Here is a 25,114-nt window from a genome sequence, read left to right on the forward strand (position 1 = left end):
CAGCCTAATCACCCAGCATTAGGACGACTTTCCTGAAGTATTCAAAAAACTTTTTACCTGCGAACCAACCAATTGTTCGTCCCTTCCGAAAGGGTAAATGAAAGTAGGAGGCGGTGCTTCCTTTTGTCCACAAGCCATAAGATTACATGAAAACATATTATCTGTTAATTCTAATGAGTTGGTTCATGATGACTGCCTGCGAGCATGATAGCCTGGTTGACATCAATCAGGACCAACAAAACAATGAATACGAGGGAGAGGATCATTCTGATGAAGAGGATGATGATAATGAAGAGGATGATGACGATTCATCACCACAGAGTCCCTCGGATAGCACACAGACTGAGATCGTATCGTGTACTATTTCAGCGATATTCAGCCGATCCTTGATGCAAACTGTGCCTACTCTGGCTGTCACAATCCTGCCTCGCATGCCGATGGATATGATTTCAGTGAGTACTCCACCACCATCAAAGCAATAAAAAAAGGAAATGCAGGTGGAAGTAAACTATACAAAGTACTAGTGAAAACCTCGGGAGACAGGATGCCTCCATCGCCACTGGATAGACTGCCTACGGATCAAATCAACTTAATAACTGCTTGGATCAACCAGGTGGCAGAAAACAACTAATAACATGAATTCAAACCGAATGGTATTTGGGGCGCTAGGAATGCTATTGCTATTGGGCTCCTGCTACTGGGACAATGAAGAAACGCTCTATGGCAGCACAGATTCCACTTGTGATGTCAGTGCCGTTACACTTACGGCTAGTGTAATGCCCATCCTCGATTACAACTGCAACGGCTGTCATAGCACTGAGTCGGCTGCTGCAATCGGAGGCAATATTGTACTGGATCAGTATCCTCTACTCAAGAAATATGCGGATAATGGAAGTCTGCTAGGCAGTATCAAACACCAGTCGGGATATGATGCCATGCCTCGATCAGCCGCTAAGTTATCTACCTGCGACATCCTCACCATACAAACCTGGATCCAAAATGGAGCTCAAAATGATTAAGAAATACACGCTGATATTAGTGTTATTCATCTTTTGTAGTATACAGCTGCTAGCACAAGATGATTTGGTAGCACTCCTTGACGAAGTAGCTCCGGTAACTGTCCAGCCGGTGAAGGCAACTTTCAAGTCTGGTCGGGTGATCAACCTACACACCAACGAAAGAGTGGCAGCTGGCAATCTGGAATTGCGTATTTCCCACAGGTTTGGTCGATTGAATGGTGGAGCCTATCAGCTCTGGGGGTTGGATCAGAGCACCATCCGCATCGGGCTGGATTATGGACTATCCGACCGACTCAACGTGGGTATTGGAAGAAGCTCTTACAAGAAATACTACGACGGTTTTGTCAAGTACGCCTTTACAGAACAGAAATCGAACAATAGCATGCCAGTCAGTGTGGTGGGAATTTCTTCCATGGCCGTCAGCACACTGAAGTTTGCTGATCCTACGCGCGACAATCTGTTTAGTTCCAGAATGACTTTCGTGAACCAGCTCGTAATCGCCAGAAAGTTCAGTGACCAATTATCCCTTGAGCTGGTGCCCGGTTGGGTGCACTATAACCTGGTAGCCACAGCCGAAGATCAAAACGACATCCCAGTAATAAGCGCAGGTGGTAGAATGAAGGTATCTAAACGGGTTTCCATCAATGCCGAATACAGCTACCGGGTAAAAACCAAAACCAATGCAGCAAATCTGAATGATTTTACGAACAGCCTTTCTGTAGGAGTGGATATTGAAACCGGCGGGCACGTATTTCAATTTCAGCTGACCAATTCGCTACCTATGTTAGAGACCGGATTTCTGACAGAAACTACAGACCAGTGGAAAAAAGGAGGTATCCATCTGGGCTTTAATATCACGCGAGAATTTGTCCTTAAACACAAAAAATAATGAAACAATTATGGATTAAAGCAGCAAGTGTTGCACTAATTACACTTAGCCAATTACCGCTGATCGGGCAGAAGCTGATCTCTGATCAAATGGCTGTTGAGTTTTTTTCAGATGCTCCACTGGAGGACATCTCTGCCAGGTCTACAGAGGGTAAAGGGATGCTTGATTTAAGTTCAGGAGCGTTTTTCTTTCGAGTACCGATCACCTCATTTCATTTCGAAAATGAACTCATGGAGGAGCATTTCAATGAGAACTACATGGAAAGTGAGCAATATCCTCTGGCTACGTTCAAAGGGAATATTGATACTTCTACATGGTCCGAGACCTCTGTAGACACGCAGGTAGAAGGAGTCCTGAACATTCATGGAACAGAACAAGCTAGTACGTTGCCTTTACATATCATAAAAACGTCTGAGGAGTTTGAGATCGTTTCAAAATTTGATGTGGCACTGGAAGACTATCAAATAGAGGTACCTACACTCCTTTTTCAAAAAATAGCTGATACAATAAGTGTATCGGTATCTGTGCACCTGGTCCCATTTATTAAAAACTAAGATTTATTCAATATGAGTCAATTACAAAAAGCATCCAAAGAAGAGTTTATGAATAGAAAGGACTTCCTGAAGCGAATGGGTTTGTCAGGGAGCGCCATCATAGCCACCTACTGTCTGGGAGGACTGATGACTAGCTGTGGAGAAGATGTATCTCCTGCGGCCGATGTGGATTTTACATTAGATCTCACCGACTCCAAATATGCCAGTCTGACAACAGTGGGAGGATGGGTAAAAACGAACAATGTGGTGATTGCCTATGTGGATACAGATCTGTATGTAGCAGTCACACAAGTGTGCAGCCACGAGGGTCAAAAGCAGGTTACTTACAGATCTAGTAGCGAAGAATTTTACTGCACAGCACACGGCGCCCGTTTTTCACTGTCAGGCAAAGGGCTTAATGGGAATGGATCTAAAGGAATTCGGGTGTACCAAACGGAGCTCAATGGTACCGAATTACACGTTTTTTAAGTTGCATATTTAGTTGGTTAGGGTGAAAGAAGTGTGCGAAAGCATGCTTCTTTCTTTTAATAAATCTCAGGATTCCTGAATGGTACCAAAGCGAGCATGACGGCCTGCACATAGTATTCTGTGCGCCCCAAGACACCTCCAGTGAGTGATCCAACTGCTCCGCCTTTATGTTTGGAATTCTTTTCGCCAAAGACCTGATCGTTGGCATGACCAAGTTCGATTCCCTGATGAATAAGTTCCACGACTTTTGGTGGAAGGTAAAAGGTGCTGGTTCGTGATTGGCCGATTGTATCTTTTGACAAAACCACTACCCAGGCAAATGCAGCAATACCGCGATCGTCTTCATCGATTCCACCTTCTATCCCTACCCAGTAGCTGGCGTTAGGATTTTCTTTTTGAGCATTTTTTGCTCGATTAATTGCTCCCAGGTGCGTCTCTTCGTCGCTCATCGGCTGATCAGAAACATCGGAAGGAACCGAGACGCCCACAAACTCATAAGCTGTCTTGGGAAAGATTTTTTCAAACCCTTCGCGGGTACAGTTGATTTTGACCGGATTTTTAGAAGCGATGATGACTTGTTGCATGGCTCAAAATAAGAGCCCACATCTATCAATTCAAAATGTATGATTCACATGGAACCATACACTTTGAAGTAGTAATAGTGTGAGGTCGTAAGAACCCCCAATGCAATTAGCGGAAACATGGCAGTTCCGATCGGATCTCCAACCGCTAGATGAGCAATGAATGCCGAAATAAAGGTAATTACAAATCCGGCAAAGGTCCATTCTCTGATTCTGGTGGGTAGTGCAGGAATCAACAACACCAGGGCACCCACTATCTTGGCTATTCCCAGTTCAACCCGGAAGAAATCCTGGAAGCCCATTTTTTCAAGACCTGACGCAACCTCTGGACTAGTGAAATAGGCAACTCCACTAAATGCCATCATCAACGCGATGAGCCCAGTGGCAACCCAATAGATAATTTTTGATTTCATATGTGTAATAGTTTATTGATGAATAATTCGTGTACAAACATATACTTAGATGCTATACTTTAGTAAGTACTATACTAGAGTATAGTCCTATACTTTGGTATAGTTTAGCTCAGGATGTATCTTAGCTGCATGGAAAAGAGGTGTTCAGAATATGAATCTGGTGCTTGTAAACAAGTGATGCTCCCGGTGCAGGATTCATTGGAGTTGTTGAGTGGCAAATGGAAAATCCCGATAATCATAGCTTTGATGCATGGTGTCAAGCGGTTTTCGGACTTGTCTCGGGAGATACCAAAGATTACAGATCGCATGCTATCCAAAGAACTGCGGGATTTGGAAATGAATCAGCTGGTGAGCAGGCACGTCTATGATACCTTTCCGGTGACTGTGGAGTACACCATGACAGAGTATGGTCGTTCGCTTCGTCCCGTCATTGGTGCCCTGGCAGAATGGGGCATGAATCACCGTCAGCGCATCATGCAGGATTAATCACTTGATATTAATACCTATGCCACCACTGAGTAGGTTATTGAAATGATTTTCACCATCGTATTGTCCATATACAAAGCCATACTCCAGCATTAGAGAGAATTTACGGCCCACCTTGATGCCGAAGGAGGACCCCAGCCCCGGACCAGTGTTTTGAAATTCGTCTTCCTGGTCTCCATCTATAAAGTAAAGGGCTCTTGGGTTAGTGTAGAAAGTCCAAAGATTGTCGGCAGAATGTAAACTGAGATAATATGGAAGATGAATTGCCACCCCTTTGTCATCCGAGAAAATGAACCCTGCACCAAGGCCAACCGCATGATACACTGGCCCGTCGCCTGCACTCAGCTGCTTTTTCATATCGACCAAAGCCATGCTGCTGCCATAGTTGGTCACATTGAGTTTAGCACCTACATCCATGTCATCAGCCACACCGGTACGCAGGGCAATATCAACAAATGGCTCTTCCCCCAGGTAGTTATTGCCCAGTCCCACAGACCCGCTCAGTTCACCTTTCTCTAGCGTTTTTGCCGTTTGGAAACTAGAGTAAGAGGCACAATGCATCAAGGTGAGGGGAGCCAGTAAAACGAACAGAAGACGACAAGATATGGACAGTTGTTTCATGCCACTTTAGAGTAGAATTATATATGAATCTCGCCAAAATCCTTGAATCTGTCAAGTATCAATTATATCAGATCATCCTTTTCGTAGACGTGAACTCCCTTTTCAATCATCGCTTTTATTTCCACTTGAAGCTCTGGTGTTAACTTTTTGATGTGAAAACAGCTTTTTCCTTTTAGACACTTTTGAAGCTCAGCTGATAAGAAGAACTGGTCCACATGGGTGTAGATGGGAAAATAGTACAGCCGGATGTCCTTTGGTTTGGGTACTACACTGGCAAAATAAAATCCGTCTACTTTTTGCTTACCCTGCATGGCTTCTTTAGTGCCAGCCACTTCAAACACGTTTTCATTGTCTTTTCGGATCTGCAACGGAGGCACGTGAGCTTTTAAGAGTTCCTGTAGCGTATTCTGGATTTCAAGTAGGTCAATGATCATATGAATAAAACTAATCTTTTATTCTATTAGAATTAGGAAATAATACTCCCGAGTTGTCTCACCGCTTGATACGGCAGAACGACTTTCCGAATAAATAGTCGATTTGACTAGAATATGCGCCAAATGATACTCACCTTTGCCAACCTGCGAAATTGACAAATTATGTGGCTACTCCATGCAATTGCTTCAGCAATATTTCTTGGTTTTTACGATATCTTCAAAAAAATCTCTTTGGATAGCAATGCGGTGCTGCCAATACTCTTTCTATCTACTGTTGCAGGTTCCATCATTATGCTAGGATTTGTGATTGCATCAGAGAGCGGGTGGATTGCTGCAGATAGTTTAGCTTATGTGCCCCGGATGACCACTCGTGAACATTGGCTGATTGTGCTGAAGACGGTGATTGTACTGAGCAGCTGGATCTGTACCTACTTCGCATTGAAGCATTTACCCCTTACGATTTTCGCGCCGATTCGCTCCACCGGTCCACTTTGGACTACTCTTGGTGCATTCATCATCTTCTCAGAGCGGCTTACGCCTTTGCAGTTTATCGGTGGAGGGCTGATCTTTGTTTTCTTCTACTTGTTTTCTACAGCGGGGAAGCTGGAAGGCTTTTCCTTCCGATCCAATAAGTACGTCTGGCTGATGATCACAGGTACTTTGCTTGGTTCGGTCAGTGCGTTATATGATCGGTACCTACTGCGAGAAATGAATGTGATGGCAGTGGAGGCTTATTTCACCTTTTACCAGACATTGCTGTTAATTCCGGTTTTGGCCATATTCTGGTACCCACAGCGTGCCAAATCCACTCCTTTTTCGTGGCGTTGGGCCATTCCATTTATTGGTTTGTTTTTGCTGATTGGGGATTATTTGTACTTCTATAGCATTTCTCTGCCAGATTCGCTCATCTCCATTATAGCCCTGGTTCGTCGGTCCAATGTGCTGATTGTCTTCATTTTTGGGGCATTGTTTTTCAAGGAACATAACATAAAAAAGAAGGGAGTTTACCTGATTGGAATCCTGATTGGATTGACACTGTTGGTTCTGGGCAGGTAATTTTAGATCCCCCGGTATTTCGCCCGAAGTGTCGGGTCAGAAATCCGTGGAATGACGACTGCTCTTTTCGTCATTCCACGACGCAACGATGTGGAGATAGAGGAATCTGATCAATGCAGCTCGAGAGTTGATAAGGGGAAAGTTGGGAGGATCAAAAACGAAATTGATTTCTATCCGATTACCGTTCGGGATTAAAAGGGTAAAGTAATTTTATGATAGCATTGAGCATCACCATTCAAACTGTCATATTAGATCCCCCGGTATTTCTTTTGAAGTGTCGGATAGAAATCCGTGGGATGACGACTGTACTTATCGTCATTCCACGGTGTAGCGCAGCGGAAACCGGGGCGCCCGGCTAGGGGTGCCCGACCAGGGGAATCTGTTGCTGATCATAATGATCTGGCCGATGATTACCCAACAAACTCGATGTTCTCGGTCTGTGCTTTTTCACGGAGATCGTTGATGGCGGCTTTGGGAAACACACCACTTGTCTTGTAAGTGATTAGCTGATTGTGATTAGCTAACTGTAGTTGTAGTTTATCATGATTCACTTTCAAATAGCGAATGTCCTTCCATTTGATTTTGATGAACTCAGACAGCATCATGGGCTTGAACCAAAAATCCTCATCGTTAATCAGCAGTTTGGTGGCGTATCGGTTTGGGGTGTAACCCAAAAGAGTGAGCCCAAAGAAGATTATAGCTAGTAAAACCATCGACAAGGCGATATAAAACCGCATGTAGTTTTCGCTTGGGTTAGACCAGGTTTCTAACAACCAATTCAATCCTAAAATCAGCTGTATTGTCCAAAGTAGCATTCCATGCCACAATTTCATTTTAGTAAGACCAAGATAGTGTTTCTTTTGCATGGAATTATGAGGTTATTTTCACCCAATTCTTCTTCTCACCAAACTGAATGTCTTTAGACTCAGCGGTCTCTTTTAAATCACTTATGGCTTCTTTACTGAATATACCTACTGTCCGGTAATTGATGTTTTGTTCACTCTTCTTCAGCTGTATATAAAGTTGATCAGTGACCACATTGAGATAACTCAAGTCATCCCATTGGAGCCTTACAAGCTGATTGTTCATCCGAGGCTTGAAGATGATCTCTTCGTCATCGAGCATCAGTTTAGGAGCCATTCGATTGTTTCTAAAACCCAGGAAAAAAGAGACTAGATAATAAATACCAAGCAGAGTCATACCGGACCCAAGAAGCCATTTCATCAGAGAGTCTCCTTCTACTATGGCACCCCAAATCCAGAAGAGTCCCATAAGTGGATGAAGAGCTGCCATGAAAATAGTGGCAGCTTTTGTGTGCTTATGAATGCCGAGTAAATAAGTTCTTTGCATAACGGTGATTTTATCTGCAAAATAGCTTCTAACGGCAAAAATGTCAATTCATGAATCCCTATGATTTGAACTAATTAGATCCCCCGGTATTTCACCTGAAGAGTCGGGTGGAAATCCGTGGATCGGCTGTACTTATCGTCATTCCACGGTGTAGCGCAGCGGAAACCGGGGCGCCCGGCTAGGGGAATCTAGAGATCGGGGTGCCCGACTAGGAGTGTCCGACCAGGGGAATCTGTTGGTGACTACTTCACCTCTGGCCTGATCCAAAGATGACTATACCAGTACCATTTTCCATTTTGCTGAGCCGTAAGTGTGTAAAGGAATCTACGCCTTCCTGTGATATCGCTTTTCGGCGTGATTGTGAGCTTGACCTGATCCCCTTCTGGTGATTTGGATACACTACATTCACTCCCCTGTATGAAACAGTTCACCGAACCAGCTAAAGGTGAGTCCGAGTTGACAAGTAAGGTGAGCTTGGGACTGGTGGATTTTGCGATGAATGAACCTGGATCTTCTTTGCTTATTGCCACATGGTGCATTCCTGCTTTTGATTTGAACTTGTCAAGAGGGGCGTAGGACTCGGACATTGGAAAGCGAGGACATCTCATTAAATCCGTACTCAAGCCGATCACGCCTGAGTTCTGTGCAGCAGCGCCTTTAAATCCAGTCTCTTTGACAATGGAAAGCATTTTTGCATCCAATTCGCCATATGGGTAGGCGAATGTTTGGGGCTCTTTCCCAATTTTTTCTTTGATCAGTTTTTGGGTGAGTTGCAGCTCCTCTTTGAAGTTGGTATACCGCTCACTCTCGGGTTGATTGAGAAAGTAGGCATGTGAATGTGTGTGATTGCCAATCTCTACACCAGCATCTGCAGCTTTTTTCAGCTGCTCCCAGCTCATGTAACTAGTACCCCCCACCGTTTCTGTGTTGACATACAAGCTGGCTGGAAAACTATACTTTTTAAGGAGTGGAAGCCCATTTTTATAGAAACTCTCATAGCCATCATCAATCGTGAGCACGGCTGTTTTTTGCGGAGGGCTATCCGACTGCAAATAGTCAATTGCATCAGCAAAGGTCAGTACTTGAAACCCTTCACTTTGAAGATATTTCAGGTGAGCCTCAAAGTCACTCAGGGAGATGTTGGTAGATGGATACCGATCGTCACCAAAGCGGTGATAGACGAAGCACACCACTTCTTTTTGGGGATCAATTGGTGTGTTTTCGGAGCGTACACATCCAGATGATACTATGATACACAGGATCGTGGTTAGAAATTTCATTGCTTTAGCTGTATTACTGTTCTACAAAAAAGGTGGGATCTATTGTATAACTGTCGTACTGGGTGAGATTGTTTTGGCGGATGATGGTTCGGAGTTGATCCACATACGCATCCCGGCGCTCAGAGTAGTATTTCAAATAGGGAAGTAGCTCGTCCACGTCATCAGATTCAGCACGGGCATTTCTAAACCGTCTGTATGCTCTGGATCTTCCTACAGTCTCCAAATAGTCGGTTATGGACTCGGAAACGTCTGCATACTTTCGCAAATAGACCTGTTTGTCACCTCTGCTGTAGCTGGCTTTGATCCGGGGTTCATTGGCATTGTAGGACCAGATACCAAAAAGGTTGTTGGCCTGCTGGAAAAACCGTGAAGAGCCCCAGCCACTTTCCACAGCAGCTTGTGCCAAGATGATGGAATTGGGATGAGTGAGCATTCTGGAAAGGAGCTTTGTGGAGTCTTCTGTATTGAAACGGGCAACTTGTATTTTGTAGAAAGAGGAATCTTCTGGGGACCAATCCTCTTTGGCAATTAGTGATTTGAGCTGTTCTCTATCCTGCTCCAGGCGATACTTTGCAATAAGAATGGCTGGCAGCACTGCAGCAATGAACTTTTGTTTGGATTCATCTACAGTCAGTGATTCGAAGCTTGGGATATTTCGGTATAGTATGGCTTGTGCAGTGGAATCTCCCAAACCCACAATACCATCGGGAGATTTAAGCGTCACTTCTTTGGTTTGTAGGACCAGTTCCTTTTCCGCACAGCCAATCACCAGAGAGAAGCCAATGACGATGTAAGCAAAATTTTTCATCCGCCTTAGATAACCATCATTCATGCTTTTGGTTCACAGTTTGTTGGCAGAGATCCATTCTTCCTGTGAAGTGCGGACATCCTGATGAGTAGCTTTTAGTGTTTCTTCCTGCCGTTGTAGTCCCCGTTCTATGCTTTTAGCTACCATGGAGTGTTCTATGGGTTCATTCTCCTTCATGCCCATCTGCTGCATCACATGGATGATCCGGTCCATCCCAAAAGAAGCCAGAGCCACTTCATCCATCCCCAGGTGAAATTCGATCTGCATGTCAGACGTTTCCTGAAAGCGTTTTTCCAGCAGCTCATTGATCGAATTGAATGGATGGACCTCCATGGCGATTGCTTTGGTTATTCCAGCGAAAGTATGATTGGCAAGGTCGTAAGCCGAGCAAAGGATCAGGTCATCTGTTGAGGCAAGTTCGCCGGGTTTTTTTAGCTGAATATTCAGTACTCCAGCCATCTGCTCTATTTCCTTTCTTGTTTGGTCAAAAAAATAGACGAGCAACTGCTGACCAGGTGATTCAGCGAAATGAGCCATCACCACGCGGTATTTGGCCATTTTGCTCATGTAAGCGATGTAGCTTTTGGTGGGCCCCTTTGGTTTCTTTTTCCAAAACATGATAGAAGTTACGCAAACCCCACAAAAAAACCTCCTGATTGAGATAACCAGGAGGCGAAATACACCGTGTGTGTTCGCAATCAGGATGTATTCAAGTTTATTTACCAGCAGCGTACCCCAGGAAGGAATCAGTTGATTTGTCCAGATACAAAGTCGCCGCTTCTTTAACACCCGCTATGTATTTATTCGCATCACACTCCGCCACTTGCACCGTTTTAGCATCCACATCATTGGATACTACTATGGTATGATAGCCCATGCTATAGGAGGAATTTGCTTCAGCCCCAGCTACGGCTTTGAATTTTTCGTCTTTAAATACACCACTGATATTGATGTTTTTTTTCAGGGGGATATTGAGGTAACTCTGTGCTTCAAAATGATACTTGATGTTGCTACTTTGATCTACTCTTAGGTATGGACTGGCCACTACTTTTGACACTCCTCCTACGATACCGGTGGCTAACTTGCTGGCACCAGATTCGCTTTCTACCATAAAAGGCACATCCAGATCCACATTGACCACTACTGCTCCAAGCTGTTGAGAAACTTTGTGGCTCTTGTCAATTCCCTTTTCCTTACCGTCTTTGCCTAGCCTTTTTACATAGTAGTCAAAGCCCGTAGGAGTGATAGTCCCGTAGCCCAGCTTCTGTACCTCGCTCATCTTGCCTCCTGACATGCGCGTGTATTCCTCAAACTCCTTGATACCAGATGCATCGTCTGCAGTAAGGATTTCATATCCGGCAGCTTCCATTTTGGTGATGTAGTTGCTGTAAAGCTCATCGGTGATAGCTTGTAGATCCGCCTGTGGTACTCCTTCAAATCCCACAGTGAGTGTGGAGGAGGTAGCTCCATGGTAGACGCCTTCTCTTGTTTGTTCTGAGTCGATGTAGATGAGTTGGAAGTTCACGTTGAAGCGATTGATGTAAAGCTTCTTTGGAGCTTTTTTCATTTTCTTTTCAGCAAAGTTTCCGGCAGCTCTTCCAGTTTTGAATTCGATTTCCTGACTGACAGTTTGGGCATTTGCCCAGCAGATGGTCAATAGTAATCCAAGAGTAAGTGAAAAAATTTTTTTCATGGCACTTATTAGTTTGGTGAGATAATAAAGTTCTATTCATTCGCTTTCTGAAGCCATAAGTGCTAGAGGGCATATTGCCATACCATGAACCCCTGAGTGAGGACCAAAAAAGCCCGAACACAAGTGCTCAGGCTGGTATCAGAGGATCAGAGTCACGCTAGAATTTTGCCTTTTCTCCTTGCATTCCTTTTCGTACCATATCCAGGGACATGTCTAGGAACTCTATAATAGGTTTTTTTACCTCAGCCTGGTAGACACTGGCATCACACTCGATCGTGTTGGAAAGGGCTACGGTCTTGTCTTCTACTGTAAAGAAGGAAGCATATGATGGTACTGTTGTTCTGGATTTGTTGGCCACTGATTTGAACTCCTGACTTTCAAATACTCCGTTGATTTGAACTGGTTTGGTTAGCAGGGTTTCTACTGCAGCATCAGGATAAGCAACACCCGGCTTGTTTCCTTTTCCCTGAATGTAGGAAGCTTTGGCATTATGTAGTCTTAAATAGGCGCCACCTTTTACTTTGGCCGTGCCGAGCTGTGATTTAGCATCCAGATAGATACTTGGTACGTTCAATGCGATTTCCACTACACACATATCACCAAGCTCTTTGGATATCTTTGGGTTTGGTCCATAAGCTGAAGACGAAAAGCTCCCGTCGTTGCCTGTGACGCCACTCATGAATGCACCCGTTTTTTCTTTTCCGCTGTTCGTGATTCTTTTAACCATATAGGAGAACCCTTCCGGGATGACCATTAAGCTACCCTTTAGCTGCTCTTCGTTGATGGTAGGCCCACTCACCTTTTCCCAACCCTCAAAGAACTCAATATCACCTATATTGTCTGAGGTATACACCTCAAAACCCATTCCTTCTAGTTTGGAGACATAGTCATTGTAGATGTCATTGGTCATGGCTTGCAAATCTTCCGGAGCGATTCCCTCCACACCCACGGCGAGTCTGGCTGTAGCGTCTCCAGTGTAAGAACCGCCTCCAAGCTGACGTCCACCATAGACAGTCTTTTCAGCCTCAGCTATCATTTGGTAGTAAATCTTGAAGGACTTCAAGAAGACCTTTTTTGGTGCATCTGCCATTTTTTTGGCCTTCATATCCACTACCTGCACATTTTTCTTGTTGAATTCATATTCCTGGGAATACCCCATTAGCGCGATCAGTAGCAATAGGGTAGTAATTTGTAATTGTTTCATGATCGATTTTTTAGTTTAAAGTTCACTTTCTACTATGGGAGTTTCAATCCGTTGCAAATGGCAATCTATCTACCGTCTAGCACGGATATTACCTGTTCATAAAGGCAAAGCCCCAGGAAACGTTGAACAAAAACCCACTGAGTGGACGGTGACCGATCTCGGCAGCAAAGACCGAGTTTCCTAAAAATTTGTAGTCGCCATCATGGGGGCTTACGTACCAGGAGTAACCAAGTCTCCATCCGAGTATTCCATCGCTTTTGACATCACCGGTGTTGGCTGCTGCATCAGGGGTGGAAACTGGCAGCACCAGCAGATCAGCATATACTCTGGTGAATCCCGCCCCGATCCTTTCTACATCATTGTTAATTTTAGTTTTGACAAATGCCTGAGAAGTGAACTGGCCACCCAGGTAAATACCGGATAGGAAGATAGAGCCTCCAGCTCCATTGTCGACGATCGCTGTTTGGCGGTTGTGCAGACCAGCACGCACTCCCAGTTGGTTTTTGTATTGACCATTAGGGATTGTTATAGAACGTGTCTCTTCTACATTGTACTTTTTACCGTCTTTATATTCGGTGCCCGCATAAGGGTTGTAGCTTAGTATGATGGGTACATCTTTCTTTTTGATCTTGGTGGTCAGAGGTAAAAACCCTCCAGCTTCCAGCAGGAATCCGATACCTGATCCATTCAATTGGTAGACATCCACACGAGCTGTGCCTTCCAGAGTGATCAGATCAGTCAGTCCAAACCGAGCATTTGCACCGAGAAAGATGGACAGGTTGGTCGTGTTGCTTTCGGCTCCCCACTCTGGAGCAATGAATTTAGTGTAAGCTTTGTCGGGATCATCTTCCAATACCTGATAGGAGATTTGCTGCGATTGTGCCAGGTATCCCAGGCAAGTGAATGCTATAAGAGCGATGATGGTTTTCATGTGAGATTTTTGATGCCAAAAGTCTCTCAGAATCCCCAGGATTGTAATCCCGTGAGTACTCGATTTTACATACCGTCAGCAGGGTATTTTTGCTAAAAAACCATCAAAATGGCTGCCAGAGTTGTGGTGGCAATGATAAACCACCGATAGTAGGTCTCGGGTATTTTCTTGATGATCCAGATTCCCAGAAAAGCACCAATTACTACTGCAGGGAGTGTGGTCAGATCCAGTAAAAAACTGTCCCACGAGATGGTTTCCCAGACAAAGACATGGAAGGGTACTTTGAACAGGTTCAGCACCAGGAAGAACCAGGCTGCAGTGCCAATGTATTGGTTTTTGGGCAAGCGCATGGTCAGCAGGTAAAGCGCCATCACAGATCCGGCCAGGTTGCCCACCATGGTCGTGAACCCACCCAGCACTCCGAGCAGAGCAGCAAACCACCAGCCATCGGGGATCCGTTTGTTTTTACTCCGTTCCTGCCAGATCATAATCACCAAACTTCCCAGTATGATCACCCCCATGATCAATCGGAAAGAGCTATCATCAATCCGATCACCCACATACGTACCAACAATCACACCCAAAGCAGCCCAGGGAAACAGCTTGAACAGGTGTGACCATTTGGTGTGACGATGGTAGTAAGAGACGCCAAAGATGTCTGCCATGCACAGTATGGGAAGCAAAAGGCCAGTGGAATTCTTACCTCCGAAAATCATCGCTAGAAAAGGTACAGCAGCCATTCCAGCTCCGTGTACACCAGTCTTAGACATACCAATTAACAAAGCCACCAGGAGTAGTAATCCAAGGTCGCTGTGACTCAAATGAAAGGAGAAAAGCTCGATCAAATTAGATTGTTCGCGTAAGCATATTTGATTAAGCCCACTAAGTTATTGGTTCCCGTTTTGCGAAAGATGTTTTTGCGGTGGGTTTCTACGGTGCGTTCCGAGATGAATAGCTCTTCGGCTATTTGTTTGTTGGTAAATTCCTTACTAATTAATTTGAGGATTTCACGCTCTCTGTCAGTGAGTAGCTTTTGTTCGCCTTCACCATTTAGCCCTTTGATCAGTATGCTGTTTACATCTGAGCTAAGATAGGTTTTGCCGCTTTTAATGGAATAGATAGCATTGATCAGTTCGTTATGCGAATCCTTCTTGATGAGATAGCCATCTACACCTTCTTTTAAGATTTCTTTCACTAAATGAGCCTCATCGTGCATACTGAGCACCAATACCTTGAGATGCGGATACTTGCGCTTCACTTTTCTGACCAGGGTAAGACCATCGTCATCAGGCAGGTTGTAATCTGTGATGAGTAAATCTGCCTTGGTATGGGTGAGTGCATCCATGGTGGATTGTACATCACCGGCCGTTCCTACGACTTCCAAATCATGCTCCGCTTCGATGATCTTTTGCAGACCACCGATCAAGACGGCATGATCATCCGTTAAAAATATCCGCATGTGACTATTGACAGTGTTTTTGCGTAGGAAAGATAATAAATTCATTAAGCAACAGGTACTTTGAGCATCAAATAACGATTTGTTAATTATGCAGTAAAAAAAGCGTAGACACCCATAGCAAACCATACCATGTACAGGGTATTTCGAATGTAAGCCTTTCGCGTACTGATCTCTGTCCCATTTATTTGTAGTTGATCGTGTCTATGACCTCTTTTGTCTAGATGTTGTCTTGATTAACCTGGGTTGCCCGTATTTTTAAGAAACTATTTTGGATTGAATATAGCCACCGCCAGTTATGCTACAATTTTTATTGTTCCGTATATTAATCTCTGTTCTGTTAAGCTTGCTGCCTTTTCTGGTCATCGGCCAGGGTATTTCTACTGATCAAGAGCCTCTCCCAGAGCAGCTAGATGGAGCGCTGACCACAGCAGATACGGCATCTCTCAACAGAATGAATCAATTGGCCGCCTCCTACCGAAACAACCATCCGGACAGTGCGATTCTCTTAGCAAATCGCGTTTTAACACTGGCCGATTCGGGACTACTCACGATCAGGCTTCAGGCCTATAAGACCATTACTGCAGCCTACTATATGACCAGTGATGCTAAACTGTGCTATGATTATTCAGAGCAAATCATTCGAGTGGCTGAGCAGCTGGGGGATAAGAAATCGATGCTGAACGGACAGCTATATCTGGGGCTGGCTTATCTTCTGCAGGACAAGTTTGAAGAAGGGATAAAGGTTTTTGATAAGTATTTATTACTCGCCATGGAGTTGGAAGACTCACTGTCCATTGCCAGAGCATACCTCAATAGAAGCATCAATTTTGATGGAATGGAAAACTTCGAGCGAGCACTCTCAGATGTGAATGAGTGCATCACCTTTTCCCAAAAGATCAACAATTCCTACTTTCAGGCCATGGGACTCAATCGCAAAGGCTACATCCTTAGTGATCTGAATCGATATCAGGAAGCTGTGAATAATCATTCTGCTGCATTGGAGGTGATGAGTGATGACAATGACTGGGAGCGCTGTTTTGCCTATGCCGGACTTGCTCAGGCTTATCTGGGACTGAAAGACCTGGACCAGAGTATCGCCTATGGTCAGCGGGGTATAGATCTGGCTATGTCAATGGGTGTAAAGTGGGATATTCAAAATGTGGCTGATATCCTCTATCAGGCCTATGAACTAAAGGGTGACTATCGAAAGGCACTCGGCTATTATAAGCTCTACAAGATTTACAACGACAGTATCTACAGTGAAAGCAACGAAAAGAAGATCCATCAGCTGCAGCTGGAACAGGCAGCTCAGGTACAGGCAGCTTTGGCTAATGAGAACGAGCTGAACAAGCAGCTAGTGGAGCGACAAAGCAAAGAACTTATTCTTATGTCATCACTCATAGGCTTACTCCTCGTGATTTCCGGTGGGTTGTATTATGTGATCAAAAGTAAGAGCCGACTCACCCGAAAGCTTCAGGCCCAGCAACAAAAGCTTGAAGAATTAAACGAAATGAAGGACAGAATCTTTTCTATCGTTGCACATGATATGCGGAGTCCTATGCACACCGTTTGGGCCATGCTTTATCTGATTAAAAACAAACCAGACCATGTGCAGATGGATGAGCTGCTAGATGGAGTACAGCATCGCATTTCCACCGTCATTAAAAGCCTGGATAGTATTTTGGAGTGGTCTCTGAGGCAGTTTCAGTCTGAGCTGACCTCACCACCACAGCCGATAGATACAGAGGAGATCATCCAAGAGCAAATTCAGTTGTGCAGTTATGATGCCGAACAGAAAAAAGTGTCGATTATTCATGAGCCTACGTCTAGCTACAAAGTGTTAGTAGAGGGAGAGCACCTCAGAATCATTGTGCGAAACATCATTGCCAATGCCATAAAATTCACAAATGAGCAAGGAGAGATAATTATTAGTTATCAGGACCTTGGCTCTCAACTGTCCATAGATATAGCAGATAATGGTATAGGTATATCTAAAGAAAAACTTTCGAGGCTTTTCCAGTCAAGGGGCAACTCATCTACAGGCACCCGAAGTGAGATCGGTGCAGGCTTGGGTCTTTTTCTTTGTAAGCAATATGCTGAAATGAATGGCGGCACCATTAGCGTGGATAGTACCCCTGGTATTGGCTCCACTTTTCATGTGATTTTAAACAAAGCCTAGATCGCCTCTGCCTCGGCAGTGACCATTGGTTCTCTTACCTGAGCATTTACTATTAAGGTATTTCCTTTGATTCCTGGGGTGCTTTCTACCTCCAGTTCTCCATGAAGTAGGTTCGCACGAGAGTTCATGTTGTGCCATCCGTTTCCTTTGCCCGACTTTAGGAGATTGGCATCAAATCCACTCCCATTGTCTTCGATCAGGAGTGTTATCTCTACTTCGTCTTTAGTGATTTGTACGGTCACCTTATTGGCATCTGAGTATTTCATGATGTTGTTGACCCACTCCTGTGTGATACGGTAAAGCGAGATTTCTTGTACTTCGGTTAGCCGTTCGTCGAGTCCAAAAAAGTCTGTTTCTACATAAAGATTGCCGGTGCTGTTAATTCTAACCGCAAACTCGCTTATGGCAGAAGTAATCCCATGTTTGATCAGGGTTTGAGGCATCAGGTTAAAACAGATGCTCTTTAGCTCCTGGTACATTTCTTCCAACACCTTAGTGGAGTTTGAAAAGACCTCATGCCGATCAGCATCGTCCGTTTCCAGTGACTTCAAGTTCAGGTTAAGAATGGAAATCATTTGCCCGAACCCGTCGTGAAGGTCTTTGGCAAATCGGGTGCGTTCTTTTTCCTGCGAGGCAATGGTCGCTTCGATTTCCTTTTCACGAAGTATGTTTTGCGCTTCCAATAGAAGCAATGCTTGTTTCTTTTTAGATCGGCTTCTATTAAGCAGGACTACTGCTATCAAAGAAAGAATGATGATGCTCAAACCAATGATAGCAATCACGTTGCGTTGATTCTGTGCAGCTTGTTCGGAAATTTGAGAGGCTTGCAGCGCCAATTGTTGTTCTTTCTTTTCCGTTTGGTATTTCGTTTCTATTTCTTCTATTGAGGCCAGTTTATCACTATTCAGGATGGAGTCTTTTAGAATCGTGAACTCATCATACCTGGTCACAGCCCTTTTGTAATCGCCTAAGTGTTTATAAAGTGCAATTTGACTTTGGAGGATATCTTTCAATGTAATTTTATTGTCTATCGCCACGGCCAATTCATAGGCCTCATCCAGGTATGTTTCGGCCTTTTGCCAGTTTTGTTCCATAATGGCCAGTTCTCCTAAATTGGTCAGTGTCGGCAGCATTCCGGACGGGTTGCCAACTTCTCGCTTGATGGCAAGGGATTTTTCCAGGTATTCAGCTGACGCTTTCAATTGACCGGTTTCTAAATAAACACGCCCCAGACTACCCAGCGCACTTGACTCTTCCGTAGGGTTCTGATGAGCAATGGCTAATTCGAGCATTTTTTTAAAGTAAAATTCGGCACTGTCATATTGTTGTTGACCAGTATGGTATAGGCCCAGTCCGTCATAGGCGTTGAGTACAAGGTTTTTGCTGTTGAGCTTCTGCTCGATTTGAAGCATTTTTTTAAAGTACCGCTGGGCTTTTTCTGGTTTATCCAATTCATCAGCATAGATGTAGGCTAGATTGGCAAGTGCGTACGACTGAAAGTTTGGTAACTGCTCTTGTTCATATATTTCCAAAGCCTTGGTAAAGGAATAGATGCAGGAGTCTAAATCTCCTTTGTAATAGAATACATTGCCCAGGTTTAAGTAGATGTCACCTATCTCTTTGGTCCGATTTTGACTTTTCCTGATCTCCATGGAGTTCATTAGAGCAGCTTTACTCTTATCGTATTCGCCCATTTGCTGATAGATGATGGACATGTTGTTTAACAAACTGGCGATTCCATTCAGATCATTTAGTTCTTTCATTATTTCCAATGACATACCCTGGTAGTGGAGTGCTGAATCAAATTTTGATAAGCTCCTGAGCAGGCTTCCGTAGGTCAAATAGATGTCACTTAAACCAATCTGATAATCTATAGATTTTGCTAACCTTTCGGCTTTTTCTAAAACGACTCTGGAACTGTCAACCTGCTTTTCCGATTTAAGCAACCAACCCAATTGATTCAAAGCCAACACCTCGGTGGTGTCTGTTTCCATGTCTTTTATGGCCTTTTCGATAAAGAGAAAAGCACTATCAACATCAATGGAGAATTTGGAAATACGTATCTCGTTATATGCTTTTTTGTCTCCCGTAAGTTGGGTATTTAGCTGAAGCAAACTATCAAGATTGGTCCGCTGAGCGTATGTAGATAAAAAGTAACCGACAGCCAGAAATAGTGTGATTGGGTATTTCAACATTGGAGTATTTTTTCAGCAAAGTAGAAAACCCGATTTGCTCAATCCATACCCTCTGCATGGTATATTGAGTTATACCAATTCCTGTCTTGATTCCTGCGCAAATACTTTGGCATTCACTATTAGCGTAGATCCTGCTACACCCGGAGTGGTATCCAATTCTAGTTCTCCGTTGATCAGGTTAGCCCTGGAATTCATGTTTTTCCATCCATTACCTTTACCCTTCCTGAGTAGGTCAAGATCAAAACCAGGTCCATCATCTTCAATCATCAAGGTGATTTCGTCTTCGTCACGAGTGACCTGGATGGTGACTTTTCTTGCATCTGAGTACTTCATGATGTTGTTGACCCATTCCTGAGTAATCCGATAGAGGGAGATTTCCTGTACTTCGGTCAGTCGCTCCTCCAGACCAAAAAAGTCCGTTTCCACGAAAAGCTTATCCGTGGAGTTTACTCTTGCGGCAAATTCATTGAGCGCAGCAGTGATGCCATGTTTGATGAGTGTCTGAGGCATCAGGTTGAAGCAGATGGATTTGAGTTCCTGGTACATTTCCTCCAGCACTTTGGTGGAGTTTTCAAACACTTCTTGCTTGTCCTTAGCTCCATCTTCCAGTGACTTTAGGTTGAGGTTGAGAATGGAGATCATTTGCCCAAATCCATCATGCAGATCTTTTGCAAACCGGGATCGCTCTTTTTCCTGAGAGGAGATTGCAGCCTCAATTTCGGCTTCTCTTAGGATGGTTTGTGCTTCCTGAAGTAGGAGCTGTTGTTTTTTCCTTGAGCGACTTCTGTTGAGCATTACCACTAGTACCAATGAAACAATCACGATCACTAAACCGATGATCATAGCAATATTACGCTCATTTTGTGCTTCTTTTTCAGATAGGAGTGCCGCCTGCAAAGCTATTTGCTGTTCCTTCTTTTCTGTTTCGTAGCGCACATTGATCTCCTCTATATTATTTCTGGTCTCTTCATTAAAGATCTCCTGTGAGAGGGAATCGTATTGCTTGTAGGCGGAGAGTGCACGTCGAAAATCTCCTGTTGATTCATAACATTCAGACAAAACCAGGGACGATTCCTGTATTAGTACCGGCTCATTGATTGCCTGGGCTATCTGCTGACCCTTGATCGAGAAATTAATCGCATTTAGGAAATCACCTATTGAAAAGTGGCATTTTCCCAGGTTTACAAGAACCTCGGCTTGGCCAGATTTATTCTCAGTGGTCTGATAAAAAGGCAAGGCTTGCTGGTAAAAAAAGATAGCTGAGTCGGGCATGGATCGACTGAGGTAATTCATCCCTAGGTTTTGATGGGCATTGCCTATACCGTACTGATTTCCCAACTTCTGGTGGATTTCTAGAGCTCTTTGGTTGTAAAAGATAGCAGAATCAAACCTCTCCAGTTTACTGAAAACAGCCCCTAGATTGCTGAAACCTCCTGCGATCTCTGTGCTGTCCTGCGCATCTAGAGCATTTTGCAGGTACCTGTTAAAGTATAGCATGGCTTTAGTGTAATCATCGTTATAAAAATACACCTGACCGATGATGTTGGATGCTACACTTATTCCTTTTCTGTCACTCAGTTTTTCAAACATCTTGAGCGCCTTGGTGGCACTTTCTATGGTTTCTTCAAACCTCCCCAGCCGATTGTAATTGATCGACAGATTGACAGCTATTTTGGCAATATCCAGTTCATATCCACCTTTTTCGAAGGTTTCCAGAGCCTTCTCATAGTGAAAGCTGGAGGAATCGTACAGGCTTTTTCGATAAAGCCAGATGCCCAGAGCCTTGTGGTAATCCGCCTTTTGATACAGGTTGTGATCCTTATTGGTCAAGATCGGTTTGATCGAGTCCAAATACAGCAATCCGCTATCTGCATTTTGATTCATTTTCTCTTTAGCAGACTTCAGCAAGTCAGCCACTTTGATGGAGTCAAGTCCCTGGCCAGATGCACTCACACACGTGACCATTAACAAGGTTATGAATAGGTTTTTCATTCTCTGTTTTGGTAGAGGTATTGTTTTGGGGAATTTAGAACTTTATTTCGCAATCAACTCTGTACTGCGTACTCCGTTTTGTCTACATGCTGAGTTTTGGCATTTACGATCAGTGCAGAGCCTTTGATGCCTGGTGTGGTGTCTACTTCCAATTCTCCATTGATGAGGTTGGCACGGGAGTTCATATTTTTCCAGCCGTTACCCGTGCCTTGCCGCAGCAGATCAAGCTCAAAACCTGATCCATTGTCTTCGATCATCAGTGTGATCTCTTCATCGTCTTTTGTGATTTGCAAGGTGATTTTCGTCGCGTCCGAGTATTTGATGACGTTGTTGATCCACTCTTGCGAGATTCTGTAAAGAGAGATTTCCTGTACGTCTGTTAGTCGATCATCCAGTCCGAAAAAATCTGTTTCGACATATAGGTTACCTGCCACATTGATACGACCTGCAAACTCCTCCAAAGCAGCTTTTATCCCATGCTTGATCAAGGTTTGAGGCATCAGGTTGAAACAAATACTTTTGAGTTCCTGATACATCTCATCGAGTACCTGGGTGGAGTTTTCAAACACTTCGTTTCTATCCTTCTCTCCCTTTTCTAATGATTTCAGATTGAGATTAAGCAGAGAAATCATCTGTCCAAACCCGTCGTGAAGGTCCTTGGCAAAACGCGAACGTTCTTTCTCCTGACTAGATATGGCAGCTTCTATCTGCGCTTCTCGTAGCTTGATTTCGGCTTCTTGAAGGAGCAGTGCTTGTTTCTTCATCAGACGGTTGCGGTTCAGCAAAAACAAAGCCGTCAGTAGTGATAATGCCACGATAAGACCAAGAATCAACACTGTATTTCGCTGGTTTTGGGCTTCTTTTTCTGCGATTTCTGCAGCCTGCAGCTGGATCTGCTGTTCTTTTTTAGCCGTTTCGTACTTAGTTTCCAACTCCGCTACTGCTTTGGTTTTGGCGATATTGAAGAGGCTATCGCTGAGCGCCACATGTTGTTTGTAGAGTTCGAAAGCTTTGGTCACATTGCCCGATTGCTCATATACTTTCGATAGCTGAAGTAAAATATGTTTCTCAAAATCAGTGAATTGTGTTTTTTGTGCTACCTCTAGAGCCATTTGAAAGTAAGGCTCTGCCCTGGCAGCCATGCCATTGATTAAAAGAGTCTCACCAATGTTGTTTTGGACGATTGCTCCTCCAATCTGCTCACCAATGCGATTTTTGTAATCAGCTGCTAATTCAAAGTAATAGATGGCGCTATCCAGCATCTTCAGTTGTCCATAAACCTGACCGAGGTTGTCATAGTTATAACTCAGCCCTACTGTGTCATTGGCGAGTTGTTTGTACTCGGTTGACTCCAGAAAAAAGCGTTTGGCCTGATCAATATCATCTTGCTGAAAGTGTACCAATCCCATGTTGTTCAGACTATTACCAATTCCCACCAGATCGTTGGACCTTTTGGCAATAGTGAGTCCCTCCATATAATAGTCCATCGCCTTGTCAAAATTTCCTTGTTTTTTCTGAAGTGTACCTACCAGGTTGATCGTTAGCACTGTCTTTTCATTCATGCCGGCAGAGTCGAATAAGTCAACCGCATTTTGGTACAAAATGAGTGATTCCTCATAGGCACCAAGGCAATACTTAGATAGCCCTTTTTGGAGAAGTACTTCTGCCTGTATGCTGAGCTCGGATTGTTCGAGTGATCCCGGGTCTATTTCGTCGAGAAGAATAAATGCACCATCACAATCTGTTTCTCTTAGCTGTTTGGAAGCTTCTATGAGGCCGGCAATATCATCAGTCTTCTGAGAGGGCAGTAGCAAGGCACTGGCGAGTAATAAGGTGTTGAGCATAAGTTGGTGATTAGTGGCGGTGGTATGAAAATAAAAAAAGCGACCCGAATTCAGGTCGCTTTTTTGATGGCTCGCTCATTATTTTCGACTAGTTGTATGCTAGTATCGTTTTTTCTATGATATCACAGCATTCGTGTAGTTGTTCTTCAGTCATTACCAAAGGTGGAGCAAAGCGAATGATGTTGCCATGAGTTGGTTTGGCCAGCAACCCATTTTCACTCAACTTCACGCAAATGTTCCACGCGGTGCTGCTGCTAGGATGGTCGTTCACCACTACCGCATTGAGTAAGCCTTTGCCTCTTACCACACAGACCAAATCCGTTTTTTCAATTAGTTTTTCCATGCGCTTTCGGAAGATCTTGCCCAGTTTACGCGCATTTTGAGCCAGTTTTTCATCTTTAACCACTTCCAGAGCAGTCATAGCTACTTTAGCACCAAGCGGGTTACCACCAAAGGTAGACCCATGTGTCCCTGGAGTGATTACTTCCATCACTGGATCATTTGCCAGAACAGCAGAAACTGGATAAGCTCCACCAGAAAGTGCTTTACCCAATACAAGCAGGTCCGGTTGCACATAGGTTTTTTGCTTTTCGCAGTGGCCTGAACAAGTGCAATCACCACATACGGCAAGCAAACTTCCCGTTCTGGCTATCCCGGTTTGTATCTCATCAGCGATGAATAGTGCATTGTTTTCTTTACACAACTTAGCAATCTCTGCCATGAAATTGTCATTTGGCACCATCACTCCGGCTTCTCCTTGTATGGGCTCTACCATCACCCCCACAATGTTGTCATTATCAGCAAAGACCTCTCTTAGGGCATCTATATCATTGTAAGTCACCTTGATGAAGCCGTGGGTATACGGCCCGAAGTTTTTCTTAGCATCAGGATCTGAACTAAAGGAGATGATCGTGGTAGTTCGCCCGTGAAAATTCTGATCAAATACAACAATCTGACCTTTGTTTTCATCCACTCGTTTTTTCTCATATCCCCACTTGCGGCAGATTTTAATGGCTGTTTCCACAGCTTCTGCTCCAGTATTCATCGGGAGTACCTTATCAAACCCAAAGTAATTCGTTACATACTTTTCATAGGGTCCCAGTATGTCATTGAAGAAGGCTCTACTGGTTAGTGTGAGTGTTTCGGCCTGTGACTTTAGTGTGTCCACTATTCTAGGGTGACAGTGGCCCTGATTTACGGCTGAGTATGCCGATAGAAAATCATAATACTGTTTGCCGTCTACATCCCATACATGTACACCTTCACCTCTGGCTAGTACAACTGGCAAGGGGTGGTAGTTGTGCGCACCATGTTTGCTTTCAAGGTCTATATATTCCTTGGCTGATTTCTTTTTGGTATCTGTTGCCATAAATCTTTTCTTTATTCTGCTGTGGTACTAAAACAAAGCCTCAAATTTGAGGTTCCAAAAGTAATGTTTTCGCACGGAGATGGCGCAAGGAAAGAAGTTTAAAGGTTTACAGGAGGAAGATTTTTATTATACCCCGGAGAGATTTTTGGTCTTCACTGAGAAGTACCACCTCAAAAGAGGCTATTGCTGCAAGAGTGGCTGTAGGCACTGTCCCTATGACTTCAAAAGAAATTAGACTCCGTGTTTGCTATTTTCAAGTTTCTTGCGATCTTTGCAGTCCGTTTTTAAA

At 44.0% G+C, this 25,114-nt stretch carries 27 protein-coding genes; 9 read left to right on the forward strand and 18 right to left on the reverse strand.

Translation table 11 applies throughout. From position 1 onward, the window contains the following. The first annotated feature begins 146 nt into the window (after window positions 1–146). From ACO067_RS13085 to ACO067_RS13105, 5 genes are all read left to right on the forward strand, one after another. Window positions 147–482 carry a hypothetical protein gene (locus tag ACO067_RS13085; RefSeq protein WP_421874792.1) on the forward strand — a complete coding sequence of 112 codons (336 nt, stop codon included), beginning with the start codon at window positions 147–149 and terminating at the stop codon, window positions 480–482. A 153-nt stretch (window positions 483–635) separates the two neighbouring features. Next, a complete protein-coding gene (locus ACO067_RS13090; RefSeq protein WP_421874793.1) occupies window positions 636–1,019 on the forward strand; it encodes a hypothetical protein in 384 nt (127 codons plus the stop codon). Next, window positions 1,000–1,908, forward strand: a complete 909-nt coding sequence (locus ACO067_RS13095) for a DUF5777 family beta-barrel protein (RefSeq protein ID WP_421874794.1) — start codon at window positions 1,000–1,002, stop codon at window positions 1,906–1,908. Before ACO067_RS13090 ends, ACO067_RS13095 begins: the two co-directional genes overlap by 20 nt. Next, on the forward strand, window positions 1,908–2,462 hold the full coding sequence (locus ACO067_RS13100) for a YceI family protein (protein WP_421874795.1): 555 nt from the start codon (window positions 1,908–1,910) through the stop codon (window positions 2,460–2,462). The genes ACO067_RS13095 and ACO067_RS13100 overlap by 1 nt, the downstream gene beginning before the upstream one ends. 12 nt (window positions 2,463–2,474) lie before the next feature. Further along, window positions 2,475–2,930, forward strand: a complete 456-nt coding sequence (locus ACO067_RS13105) for a ubiquinol-cytochrome c reductase iron-sulfur subunit (RefSeq protein ID WP_421874796.1) — start codon at window positions 2,475–2,477, stop codon at window positions 2,928–2,930. A 56-nt stretch (window positions 2,931–2,986) separates the two neighbouring features. On the opposite strand, the gene yjjX is transcribed toward ACO067_RS13105, so the two are convergent. Together yjjX and ACO067_RS13115 are read right to left on the reverse strand one after the other, a co-directional pair. Beyond that, on the reverse strand, window positions 2,987–3,514 hold the full coding sequence (gene yjjX / locus ACO067_RS13110) for an inosine/xanthosine triphosphatase (RefSeq protein ID WP_421874797.1): 528 nt from the start codon (window positions 3,512–3,514) through the stop codon (window positions 2,987–2,989). Between the two features lie 44 nt (window positions 3,515–3,558). Further along, window positions 3,559–3,924 carry a DoxX family protein gene (locus ACO067_RS13115; protein WP_421874798.1) on the reverse strand — a complete coding sequence of 122 codons (366 nt, stop codon included), beginning with the start codon at window positions 3,922–3,924 and terminating at the stop codon, window positions 3,559–3,561. 129 nt (window positions 3,925–4,053) lie between these two features. Here ACO067_RS13115 and ACO067_RS13120 point away from each other — a divergent pair, with 129 nt between their 5' ends. Further along, on the forward strand, window positions 4,054–4,410 hold the full coding sequence (locus tag ACO067_RS13120) for a winged helix-turn-helix transcriptional regulator (protein WP_421874799.1): 357 nt from the start codon (window positions 4,054–4,056) through the stop codon (window positions 4,408–4,410). Here ACO067_RS13120 and ACO067_RS13125 read toward each other — a convergent pair whose 3' ends face one another. Both ACO067_RS13125 and ACO067_RS13130 read right to left on the reverse strand, forming a co-directional pair. Then, entirely contained in the window at window positions 4,411–5,031 is a 621-nt protein-coding gene (locus tag ACO067_RS13125; protein WP_421874801.1) for a hypothetical protein, read from the reverse strand. Window positions 5,032–5,093: 62 nt separating this feature from the next. Further along, a complete protein-coding gene (locus tag ACO067_RS13130) occupies window positions 5,094–5,465 on the reverse strand; it encodes a hypothetical protein (RefSeq protein WP_421874802.1) in 372 nt (123 codons plus the stop codon). 162 nt (window positions 5,466–5,627) lie between these two features. On the opposite strand from ACO067_RS13130, the gene ACO067_RS13135 reads away from it, so the two are divergent. Next, entirely contained in the window at window positions 5,628–6,521 is an 894-nt protein-coding gene (locus ACO067_RS13135) for an EamA family transporter (protein WP_421874803.1), read from the forward strand. Between the two features lie 410 nt (window positions 6,522–6,931). Here the strand turns inward: ACO067_RS13135 and ACO067_RS13140 are convergent, their stop codons facing one another. The 10 genes from ACO067_RS13140 to ACO067_RS13185 all read right to left on the reverse strand — a co-directional run bounded on the left by ACO067_RS13140 (window position 6,932) and on the right by ACO067_RS13185 (window position 15,291). Then, on the reverse strand, window positions 6,932–7,387 hold the full coding sequence (locus ACO067_RS13140) for a hypothetical protein (protein WP_421874804.1): 456 nt from the start codon (window positions 7,385–7,387) through the stop codon (window positions 6,932–6,934). A gap of 4 nt (window positions 7,388–7,391) precedes the next feature. Then, window positions 7,392–7,871, reverse strand: a complete 480-nt coding sequence (locus tag ACO067_RS13145; protein ID WP_421874805.1) for a hypothetical protein — start codon at window positions 7,869–7,871, stop codon at window positions 7,392–7,394. A gap of 242 nt (window positions 7,872–8,113) precedes the next feature. Then, a complete protein-coding gene (locus ACO067_RS13150) occupies window positions 8,114–9,151 on the reverse strand; it encodes a polysaccharide deacetylase family protein (protein WP_421874806.1) in 1,038 nt (345 codons plus the stop codon). A gap of 13 nt (window positions 9,152–9,164) precedes the next feature. Beyond that, on the reverse strand, window positions 9,165–9,959 hold the full coding sequence (locus ACO067_RS13155) for a glucosaminidase domain-containing protein (protein WP_421874807.1): 795 nt from the start codon (window positions 9,957–9,959) through the stop codon (window positions 9,165–9,167). A gap of 33 nt (window positions 9,960–9,992) precedes the next feature. Beyond that, entirely contained in the window at window positions 9,993–10,577 is a 585-nt protein-coding gene (locus ACO067_RS13160) for a hypothetical protein (RefSeq protein WP_421874808.1), read from the reverse strand. A gap of 97 nt (window positions 10,578–10,674) precedes the next feature. Beyond that, window positions 10,675–11,652: a hypothetical protein gene (locus tag ACO067_RS13165; RefSeq protein WP_421874809.1), complete on the reverse strand. Its 978-nt coding sequence runs from the start codon at window positions 11,650–11,652 to the stop codon at window positions 10,675–10,677. Window positions 11,653–11,809: 157 nt separating this feature from the next. Then, window positions 11,810–12,856: a hypothetical protein gene (locus tag ACO067_RS13170; RefSeq protein WP_421874810.1), complete on the reverse strand. Its 1,047-nt coding sequence runs from the start codon at window positions 12,854–12,856 to the stop codon at window positions 11,810–11,812. Between the two features lie 88 nt (window positions 12,857–12,944). After that, window positions 12,945–13,787 (reverse strand): hypothetical protein, encoded by an 843-nt coding sequence (locus tag ACO067_RS13175; RefSeq protein ID WP_421874811.1) that lies wholly within the window; start codon window positions 13,785–13,787, stop codon window positions 12,945–12,947. Between the two features lie 92 nt (window positions 13,788–13,879). Further along, window positions 13,880–14,575: a sulfite exporter TauE/SafE family protein gene (locus ACO067_RS13180; protein ID WP_421878306.1), complete on the reverse strand. Its 696-nt coding sequence runs from the start codon at window positions 14,573–14,575 to the stop codon at window positions 13,880–13,882. A gap of 53 nt (window positions 14,576–14,628) precedes the next feature. Beyond that, window positions 14,629–15,291, reverse strand: a complete 663-nt coding sequence (locus ACO067_RS13185) for a response regulator (protein WP_421874812.1) — start codon at window positions 15,289–15,291, stop codon at window positions 14,629–14,631. Between the two features lie 250 nt (window positions 15,292–15,541). Between ACO067_RS13185 and ACO067_RS13190 the strand changes: the two genes are divergently transcribed. After that, the gene (locus ACO067_RS13190) at window positions 15,542–17,425 is read left to right on the forward strand and encodes a tetratricopeptide repeat-containing sensor histidine kinase (protein ID WP_421874813.1); all 1,884 of its coding nucleotides are present in this window, start codon (window positions 15,542–15,544) and stop codon (window positions 17,423–17,425) included. On the opposite strand, the gene ACO067_RS13195 is transcribed toward ACO067_RS13190, so the two are convergent. The 4 genes from ACO067_RS13195 to rocD all read right to left on the reverse strand — a co-directional run bounded on the left by ACO067_RS13195 (window position 17,422) and on the right by rocD (window position 24,825). Continuing rightward, window positions 17,422–19,620, reverse strand: coding sequence for a tetratricopeptide repeat protein (locus ACO067_RS13195; protein WP_421874814.1), 2,199 nt, complete (start codon window positions 19,618–19,620; stop codon window positions 17,422–17,424). The genes ACO067_RS13190 and ACO067_RS13195 overlap by 4 nt on opposite strands. A gap of 69 nt (window positions 19,621–19,689) precedes the next feature. Further along, a complete protein-coding gene (locus tag ACO067_RS13200) occupies window positions 19,690–21,612 on the reverse strand; it encodes a tetratricopeptide repeat-containing sensor histidine kinase (protein ID WP_421874815.1) in 1,923 nt (640 codons plus the stop codon). Window positions 21,613–21,665: 53 nt separating this feature from the next. After that, complete coding sequence (locus tag ACO067_RS13205) at window positions 21,666–23,456, reverse strand: tetratricopeptide repeat-containing sensor histidine kinase (RefSeq protein ID WP_421874816.1); 1,791 nt, start codon at window positions 23,454–23,456, stop codon at window positions 21,666–21,668. 88 nt (window positions 23,457–23,544) lie between these two features. Continuing rightward, window positions 23,545–24,825, reverse strand: coding sequence for an ornithine--oxo-acid transaminase (rocD, locus tag ACO067_RS13210; protein ID WP_421874817.1), 1,281 nt, complete (start codon window positions 24,823–24,825; stop codon window positions 23,545–23,547). Window positions 24,826–24,904: 79 nt separating this feature from the next. Here rocD and ACO067_RS13215 point away from each other — a divergent pair, with 79 nt between their 5' ends. Then, window positions 24,905–25,060, forward strand: coding sequence for a DUF5522 domain-containing protein (locus ACO067_RS13215; protein ID WP_421874818.1), 156 nt, complete (start codon window positions 24,905–24,907; stop codon window positions 25,058–25,060). The last annotated feature ends 54 nt before the right edge of the window (window positions 25,061–25,114 follow it).

The sequence above is a fragment of the Marinoscillum sp. genome (genome assembly GCF_965229915.1).
Classification (GTDB): Bacteria; Bacteroidota; Bacteroidia; order Cytophagales; family Cyclobacteriaceae; genus Marinoscillum.

Bases quoted from the DNA above. Each gene is read 5' to 3' on its own strand.
- ACO067_RS13085 (WP_421874792.1), top strand. From the start codon at position 147: ATGAAAACATATTATCTGTTAATTCTAATGAGTTGGTTCATGATGACT.
- ACO067_RS13090 (WP_421874793.1), top strand. From the start codon at position 636: ATGAATTCAAACCGAATGGTATTTGGGGCGCTAGGAATGCTATTGCTA.
- ACO067_RS13095 (WP_421874794.1), top strand. From the start codon at position 1,000: ATGGAGCTCAAAATGATTAAGAAATACACGCTGATATTAGTGTTATTC.
- ACO067_RS13100 (WP_421874795.1), top strand. From the start codon at position 1,908: ATGAAACAATTATGGATTAAAGCAGCAAGTGTTGCACTAATTACACTT.
- ACO067_RS13105 (WP_421874796.1), top strand. From the start codon at position 2,475: ATGAGTCAATTACAAAAAGCATCCAAAGAAGAGTTTATGAATAGAAAG.
- yjjX (WP_421874797.1), bottom strand. From the start codon at position 3,514: ATGCAACAAGTCATCATCGCTTCTAAAAATCCGGTCAAAATCAACTGT.
- ACO067_RS13115 (WP_421874798.1), bottom strand. From the start codon at position 3,924: ATGAAATCAAAAATTATCTATTGGGTTGCCACTGGGCTCATCGCGTTG.
- ACO067_RS13120 (WP_421874799.1), top strand. From the start codon at position 4,054: ATGGAAAAGAGGTGTTCAGAATATGAATCTGGTGCTTGTAAACAAGTG.
- ACO067_RS13125 (WP_421874801.1), bottom strand. From the start codon at position 5,031: ATGAAACAACTGTCCATATCTTGTCGTCTTCTGTTCGTTTTACTGGCT.
- ACO067_RS13130 (WP_421874802.1), bottom strand. From the start codon at position 5,465: ATGATCATTGACCTACTTGAAATCCAGAATACGCTACAGGAACTCTTA.
- ACO067_RS13135 (WP_421874803.1), top strand. From the start codon at position 5,628: ATGTGGCTACTCCATGCAATTGCTTCAGCAATATTTCTTGGTTTTTAC.
- ACO067_RS13140 (WP_421874804.1), bottom strand. From the start codon at position 7,387: ATGCAAAAGAAACACTATCTTGGTCTTACTAAAATGAAATTGTGGCAT.
- ACO067_RS13145 (WP_421874805.1), bottom strand. From the start codon at position 7,871: ATGCAAAGAACTTATTTACTCGGCATTCATAAGCACACAAAAGCTGCC.
- ACO067_RS13150 (WP_421874806.1), bottom strand. From the start codon at position 9,151: ATGAAATTTCTAACCACGATCCTGTGTATCATAGTATCATCTGGATGT.
- ACO067_RS13155 (WP_421874807.1), bottom strand. From the start codon at position 9,959: ATGAAAAATTTTGCTTACATCGTCATTGGCTTCTCTCTGGTGATTGGC.
- ACO067_RS13160 (WP_421874808.1), bottom strand. From the start codon at position 10,577: ATGTTTTGGAAAAAGAAACCAAAGGGGCCCACCAAAAGCTACATCGCT.
- ACO067_RS13165 (WP_421874809.1), bottom strand. From the start codon at position 11,652: ATGAAAAAAATTTTTTCACTTACTCTTGGATTACTATTGACCATCTGC.
- ACO067_RS13170 (WP_421874810.1), bottom strand. From the start codon at position 12,856: ATGAAACAATTACAAATTACTACCCTATTGCTACTGATCGCGCTAATG.
- ACO067_RS13175 (WP_421874811.1), bottom strand. From the start codon at position 13,787: ATGAAAACCATCATCGCTCTTATAGCATTCACTTGCCTGGGATACCTG.
- ACO067_RS13185 (WP_421874812.1), bottom strand. From the start codon at position 15,291: ATGAATTTATTATCTTTCCTACGCAAAAACACTGTCAATAGTCACATG.
- ACO067_RS13190 (WP_421874813.1), top strand. From the start codon at position 15,542: ATGCTACAATTTTTATTGTTCCGTATATTAATCTCTGTTCTGTTAAGC.
- ACO067_RS13195 (WP_421874814.1), bottom strand. From the start codon at position 19,620: ATGTTGAAATACCCAATCACACTATTTCTGGCTGTCGGTTACTTTTTA.
- ACO067_RS13200 (WP_421874815.1), bottom strand. From the start codon at position 21,612: ATGAAAAACCTATTCATAACCTTGTTAATGGTCACGTGTGTGAGTGCA.
- ACO067_RS13205 (WP_421874816.1), bottom strand. From the start codon at position 23,456: ATGCTCAACACCTTATTACTCGCCAGTGCCTTGCTACTGCCCTCTCAG.
- rocD (WP_421874817.1), bottom strand. From the start codon at position 24,825: ATGGCAACAGATACCAAAAAGAAATCAGCCAAGGAATATATAGACCTT.
- ACO067_RS13215 (WP_421874818.1), top strand. From the start codon at position 24,905: ATGGCGCAAGGAAAGAAGTTTAAAGGTTTACAGGAGGAAGATTTTTAT.